Below are 6543 nucleotides of genomic sequence, written 5' to 3' on the forward strand. Positions count from 1 at the left end.
ATTATAGGACCGCATATACCGCATTTATTTTTCAGTTCCGACGCGGGCCACGTTTGATTGGATTTGATAAATATTGAAATCTGCGCCCCGCGGCCTCCCTCGTATCATTCGTTCCGATTATCCGGGCCTGTGACGGTCCGGTTCCAGGAATATTCGCGGCCCTGGCCGGAAAATGGCCGATTATCGGGAGAGGACCACATGATTCAAGGCGGAGCAGCCGGGTGAGCGCGACGGCGCTGCAAGTGCAGTTGAGGGTCGTGCTGTCGCTGATCTTCCGCGAGACGCGGGTGCGGTTCGGCGGAACGCGGCTGGGCTACCTGTGGGCGCTGATCGAACCGATCCTGCACGTCGCGGTGCTGTCGGCGATCTACGTCGTATGGGGCCGCATCGCGCCCATGGGGAACCTGCAGATGTTCTTCATCACGGGGATCATGCCGTTCTTCCTGTTCAGCCACACGTCCTCGCAGTTGTCCCGGGCCATTTCCTCGAATGCGCAACTGCTGCGGCTGCCTCCCATCACGAACATGGACATCGTGTTCGCGAAGGCGCTGCTGCAGGGCCTGACCTGGATCATCGTTTTCTTCACGCTGCTGTTCATCGTGATGCTCGGCGGCAAGCTGTTGCTGCCCGAGCACGTGGAGGAGTGCGGCGCGGCGGCGTTCTTCACGTTCCTGCTGGGGTTCGGCTTCGGCCTGAACAACGCCGTGCTGAACGTGATGTTCAAGTCGTGGGAGCGCATCTACAGCGCGGTCACGCGGCCGTTGTACCTGCTGTCCGGCGTGTTCTACCTGGTGGATTCGCTGCCCGATCCGGCGCGGCGCGTGCTGGTCTGGAACCCGTTGGTGCATGCGATCGAATGGTTCCGCGAAGGCTACTTCGCGAACTTCAGCTCGCTGACGCTGGACAGGTCCTATCTCATCAAATGGTCGATCGCCAGCGTGGTGCTCGGCCTGTGCATGGAGCGGGCGTTCCGCCGCCGCCTGCATTCGCGTTGACCTGCGCCGGTTCATGGAGGGCCATTTGCTCGAACTCAGGCATATCTCGAAGGGCTTTCGTTCCAAGAAGGGCATCAAACGCGTGCTCGACGATATTTCCTTCACGTTCCGCCGCGGCGAGAACATCGCCATCCTGGGCGGCAACGGTTCGGGAAAGTCGACCCTGGTGCGGATGATCTGCGGCATGGAACTGCCCGACTCCGGCAGCATCCGGCGCGAAGGCACGGTGTCCTTTCCGCTGGGTTTCGCCGGCGCCATCAGCCCCAACATGACGGGGCGCGACAACGTGCGCTTCGTCGCGCGCGTCTATGGCGCCGACGTCGGGCAGGTGGAACGGTTCGTCTATGAATTTTCGGAACTCGGCAGGGCGTACGACCTGCCGGTGGTGACCTACGCCAACAGCATGCGCGCGCGCCTGTCGTACGGCATTTCCATGGCGCTGAAGTTCGATATGTACGTGGTCGACGAGATGGTCGCCGTGGGCGACCCGGCATTCAAGCGCAAATGCCTGGAGGTGTTCGCCGAACGTGCCAAGGACGCGACGGTGCTGATCGTGTCCAGCGTCACCACGTCGCCGGCGCGGTTCTGCTCCGCCGGCATGATCCTCAAGGACGGCAAGCTCGGCGAGCTCAAGCCGTTGCCCGACACCATCGCGGCCTACAGCGGCACGGCCGACAAGACCGCCGCGGTCGCCTGATTCCACGCCGCCCGCGGGCGCCGCAAGCTGAAATTCTACGAGTAGCGAAATGACGAGTACGGAGAAAGTCTATACGGGGCCTCGGCTGCCCGACAACATCACGCCGCCCACGATGAGCCGCCTGCGCTGGTCGGCGGTCCTGGTCATCGGCGTGCCGGCGGTCCTGCTGGCGATCTACCTGTTTTTCATCGCGGCGGGGCAGTACGTCTCGGAGGCCCGGTTCGGGCTGCGGGCGGGCTCCCAGACGCAGGTGGCGGGCGCGGGTTCGCAAAGCCATCCCATGGCGGGCGCGGCCGGCATGACCACGGAGCTGTTCGTCGACGCCTTCGCGGTGGTCGACTACGTGAAATCGCGCCAGATCGTGCAGGAACTGGACAAGACGCTGGACCTGCGCAAGATGTGGTCGCGCCCGGCGCTGGACGTCTGGTACGGCATGGACAAGGACGACACGGAAGAGGGCCTGTGGCGGCAGTGGAACCGGATGGTGGACATCCAGTTCGACATTTCCACGGGCGCCATCATCCTGAAGGTGCGGGCGTTCTCGCCCGAGGAATCGCTGGCGCTGGCCCAGGCCATCCTGGATTCCAGCGAGAAGCTGGTGAACCGGATGTCGGCGAAATCGCGGGAGGACAGTGTCCGCTTCGCCGCCGACGAGGTGAAGCTGGCCGAAAAGAGCCTGGTCGAGGCCCGCCTGGGCGTGCAGGAACTGCGCGCCCGCACCGGCGTGCAGGATCCGTTCAAGGAGGCCGAGGCCAATCTGGCGCTGGCCGCCAAGGTGCGCGGCGACATCGCCACGCTGGCGGCGCAACTGGAGTCGCTGCGCCGCGGCGGGCTGACGAGCGGCCCCGCCTATGAGCGGGTGCAGGCGCGCCACGAGGCGCTCAAGCGCCAGTTGGCGGACTTGAACGATCACCAGATCAGCGGCGGCGGCGAACGCAACGGCAAGAACGCGCTGTCCGGCCTGCTGCGCGAATACGAAGGCGCCGAGACGCAGCGGCAGTTCGCCGAAGCCTATTACACCGGCGCGCTCAAGGCCCTGGAGGACGCGCGCGCGCTGGCCTCGCGGCAGGTGCTGTACACGGTGGTCGCCTCGCAGCCGCAATTGGCCGATGAGTCGCTCTATCCGCGCCGGTTCGTGGATACCGCGCTGGGCGTGCTGACGCTGTTCATCCTGTGGATCGTCGGTGTGCTGGTGACCTACGCGATCAAGGATCACGCCTGACCGGGGCGGCCACAACGAGGAATCGAGCCATGTTCTCCCTGCTTTCCAAATTGCGGCGCCCCAGGCGCGCCGAGACCGGCGAAAAGGCCGCCGGCGGCAAACCGCGAGAGCGCGCGGCCGTGCCGGAGCTGCTGGCGGCGGCGCTGGCCGCGGCCGGCGACGAGGGCGCGGAGCCCGAACGCGATCTGCTGCAGCGGGCGCGCCACGCGCTGGAGTCCCGCATCAAGGCCAACGACCCGCTGGGCGCGGTGCCCGAACTGCTCGGCTACGTGCAGCAATATCCGCAGACCGAGTTGTTCCAGGTGCTGGTGGCGCGTTGCCTGGAAGCCGCCCACCGCCCCGACGACAGCCTGATCGTATGGCGGGGCATCCACCAGCGGTTTCCCGATTCGTCCGACGCGTTCATTCTCATGCTGCGCGGCGTCAAGCGCCAATTGGGCGTCGAGGCCGGGCGCAAGGAAATGGAACTGTATTTTTCCGGCGGCAGCGCCGCGGCCAAGGACATCCTGCTTGAAGCCAAGAGCTGGGACGAACTCGGCGACGCCGAGCGGGGCGCGGCGTGTTTCGAACGCCTGGCGCAGACGCATCCGAAGTTCGAGACGGGCTACGCGGCCTGGTCGCAGTCGCTGGTGCGGCGCGGCTACCCATGGCGCGCCCGGCAGGTGCTGGAGCAGGGCATCGAAATCCTGGGAGAGGGCGCGCGCAGGCTGTCGCGCCGCCTGGCGGACCTGAACGGCGACCTGATCGCCTTGCGGCGCCTGGGCGTGGACGGCGAAGGCAGCGATACGCCGGTCAGCATCCTGGTGCTGGAGAAACTGTTCGAGGAAATCGGCCGGCGCCGCAATGCCGAGTACGAACCCGCCGACGAGTCCTTCGTGGGGCCGGTGCTGATGATCAACGGCTCGCTGGGCGCGGGCGGCGCGGAGCGGCAGTTCGTCAATACCGCGGTCGCCCTGCAGTCCGCCATCCAGCAGGGGCGCTCGATCGCGGGCTATCCCGTGCTGGGTCCGGTGCAGGTCGTGTGCCGGTCGCTGCGCAGCCGGGAGGGCGCCGATTTCTTCGCCGCGACGCTGAAGGAGGCCGGCGTTCCGGTGTCGGTCTATTCGGACATGGCGGAATGGGGAGGCTGCGAGGTTTCGTCGCTGCTCAGTCCCTATCGCGATTACCTGCGCTTCCTGCCCAAGCAGATCGTGGAGGGCACCACCAAGCTGACCGACGTGATGCGGGTGTCGGTGCCGTCGGTGGTGCACATCTGGCAGGACGGGTCGATCTTCGCGACGGCGCTGGCCGCGCTGCTGGCGGGCGTGCCGCGCATCGTGCTGTCGGTGCGCACCATGCCGCCGGTGGACCGTCCGGACCGCTACCGCGTCGAGTACGACACGATCTACCGGGCGCTCCTGGGCATGCGCGGCGTGGCGCTCAGCTCCAATTCCGGCTTCGCCGCCCGGCGCTATTCCGATTGGCTGGGCCTGGACGAGCGCAGCATTCCGGTGGTCTACAACGGGCTGGCGCCGCTGCCCGCGGCGCAGGACGAGGACTGCCGGCGCACCTGGGAGGCGTTCGCGGCGCAGGCGCCCGCCGGCGCCTACACCATCGGCACGGTCATGCGGGTGGACGACAACAAGCGCCCGTTCCTGTGGGTCGAGGCCGCGCACCGCTACGCCCAGGCCAATCCCGAGGCGCGCTTCGTCATGGTGGGCGGCGGCCCGCTGCTGGAGCCCGTCAAGGAGTTCGCGCAGCGGCTGGGCATGGACGGCCGCATCCTGTTCACCGGGATTTCGCGGCGCGTGGGTTTCTGGCTGTCGCATTTCGACGCCTTCATGCTGCTGTCGCGTTTCGAGGGCCTGCCCAATGTGCTGATCGAGGCGCAGTTTTCGGGCGTGCCGGTGGTGACCACACTGGCCGGCGGCGCCGGCGAGGCGGTGCAGGAGGGCGTGACCGGCGTGACGCTGCCCTCGGGCGAGATCGAGGCGCCCGAGGTGGTGCGGGCGATGGAGACGATACGCGAGATGTGCCGGAACAACCCCGACATCGGGGCCAGGGCGCGCACCTGGGCGACGGCGCGTTTCTCGCTGGACCAGATGATCGCCTCCACCGTCAATTGCTATGTCAACGCCTGAGGGCGCCGGGCCCCGGCCTGCATTCTGGAACGGAGTTATGAATACACGAGTCTTACGCTTTACCGCGGTCTGCGCGCTGGCCCTCCTGTCGGGCTGCAGCCTGCTGTCCGGCTCGGGCCCGACGCGCTCGGCCATCCTCAGCGGGCCGTCGGACGGCAGCGCCGCGCAATACGACGTGGTGGACCTCCAGGCCGGCACCATTGCGCCCTACTTGCTGGACAAGAACCGCAAGGACGACGGCGGCACTTCCGAGGGCTATGCCGGCAACATCCGGGTGATGCCGGGCGACGTGTTGCGCATCCTGGTGGCCGATAGCGTCGAAGGCGGCCTGTTTGCGCCGCTGGCGGCCGGCGGCACCGTTTTCGAGGCGGTGCGGGTGGATGCCAACGGCGCGATCTCGCTGCCCTACGCCGGCCGGCTGAAGGTGCAGGGCAAGTCCTTGCCCGCGATCGAGGAGATGGTCAAGGGCAGCTTGCGCCACTCGGCCGCCGTGCAACCGCAGGTGATGGTGGACCTGGCCGACGACCGCAGCAATTCCGTGCTGGTGGCGGGCGCCGTGCCCCGGCCCGGCCGCTTCGGCGGCATCAAGGCGCCCTTGACCGCGCTGGACGCCATTACGCTGGCCGGCGGCTCGACGCTGCCGTCCTATCAGGCCGACGTGGTGATACGCCACGGCCGCAGCGTGAGGCGGATTCCGTACTACCAGTTGCTCAACGGCAGGAACGTGGCCGTGGAGCCGCGCTCGGAACTGGTGGTGGAGCCCAACCTCAAGCGTTTCGTCGCCATGGGCGCATTGAGCAAGCCTGGCCTGCATGAGCTGCCGTCCAACCAGACCAATCTGCTGGACGCGCTGGGCGTGGCCGGGGGCCTGAACGACCGCGCGGCCGACGCCACCGGAGTGTTCGTCTTCCGCCTGGACGGCAAGGCCGCGGACGGCTCGCCCAAGCCCGTCGTGTTCCGCCTGAACATGCGCAATCCCGAATCCATGTTCCTGGCCAAGCAGTTCGAGCTGCTGCCCGAGGACGTCGTCTACGTCAGCAACGCGCCGATGTACGAATGGGAAAAGATCATTACGCCGATCGTGCAGGTCCTGATCGTGGGCCAGCGCGTGGGTACTTATTAATTCGTTTGCTGGAGAAATGAAGTGAATCAGAAACTGCGGACCCTGCAGGACGTGAAGCTGGCCGTCGTCGGCCTGGGCTATGTAGGCCTGCCGCTGGCCGTGGAGTTCGGCAAGCGCTTGCCGGTGATCGGCTTCGACATCAACCGGCGCCGCGTGGACGGCCTGGTATCGGGCTTCGACCAGACGCTGGAAGTCAGCGCCGCCGAATTGGCCGAAGCCGCCCAACTGACGTACACCGCCGACCGCGCGGAGCTGGGCAAGGCCAACGTGTTCATCGTGACCGTGCCGACTCCCATCGACGAGTACAAACAGCCGGACCTGACCCCGCTGGTCAAGGCCAGCGAAACCATCGGCGCGGTGCTCAAGCGCGGCGACATCGTCATCTA

General features: G+C 66.8%; 5 protein-coding genes and 1 pseudogene. All 6 read left to right on the top strand.

The features are described from left to right. Window positions 1-221: 221 nt before the first annotated feature. Complete coding sequence (locus AVE30378_RS10685; RefSeq protein WP_129240826.1) at window positions 222-995, top strand: ABC transporter permease; 774 nt, start codon at window positions 222-224, stop codon at window positions 993-995. A 13-nt stretch (window positions 996-1008) separates the two neighbouring features. After that, window positions 1009-1692: an ABC transporter ATP-binding protein gene (locus tag AVE30378_RS10690; protein ID WP_129240827.1), complete on the top strand. Its 684-nt coding sequence runs from the start codon at window positions 1009-1011 to the stop codon at window positions 1690-1692. A gap of 49 nt (window positions 1693-1741) precedes the next feature. Next, on the top strand, window positions 1742-2914 hold the full coding sequence (locus AVE30378_RS10695) for a KpsE/RkpR family capsule polysaccharide export protein (protein ID WP_129240828.1): 1173 nt from the start codon (window positions 1742-1744) through the stop codon (window positions 2912-2914). 29 nt (window positions 2915-2943) lie between these two features. Continuing rightward, window positions 2944-5034 carry a glycosyltransferase gene (locus AVE30378_RS10700; protein ID WP_129240829.1) on the top strand — a complete coding sequence of 697 codons (2091 nt, stop codon included), beginning with the start codon at window positions 2944-2946 and terminating at the stop codon, window positions 5032-5034. Window positions 5035-5071: 37 nt separating this feature from the next. Beyond that, window positions 5072-6157, top strand: a complete 1086-nt coding sequence (locus AVE30378_RS10705) for a polysaccharide biosynthesis/export family protein (RefSeq protein WP_129240830.1) — start codon at window positions 5072-5074, stop codon at window positions 6155-6157. Window positions 6158-6190: 33 nt separating this feature from the next. After that, window positions 6191-6543, top strand: a pseudogene (locus AVE30378_RS10710) (Vi polysaccharide biosynthesis UDP-N-acetylglucosamine C-6 dehydrogenase TviB); the annotation flags it as partial.

Source organism: Achromobacter veterisilvae, assembly GCF_900496975.1.
Lineage (GTDB): Bacteria > Pseudomonadota > Gammaproteobacteria > Burkholderiales > Burkholderiaceae_B > Achromobacter > Achromobacter veterisilvae.

Coding starts and splice junctions, on each gene's coding strand:
- AVE30378_RS10690 (WP_129240827.1), top strand. CDS start 1,009: ATGGAGGGCCATTTGCTCGAACTCAGGCATATCTCGAAGGGCTTTCGT.
- AVE30378_RS10695 (WP_129240828.1), top strand. CDS start 1,742: ATGACGAGTACGGAGAAAGTCTATACGGGGCCTCGGCTGCCCGACAAC.
- AVE30378_RS10700 (WP_129240829.1), top strand. CDS start 2,944: ATGTTCTCCCTGCTTTCCAAATTGCGGCGCCCCAGGCGCGCCGAGACC.
- AVE30378_RS10705 (WP_129240830.1), top strand. CDS start 5,072: ATGAATACACGAGTCTTACGCTTTACCGCGGTCTGCGCGCTGGCCCTC.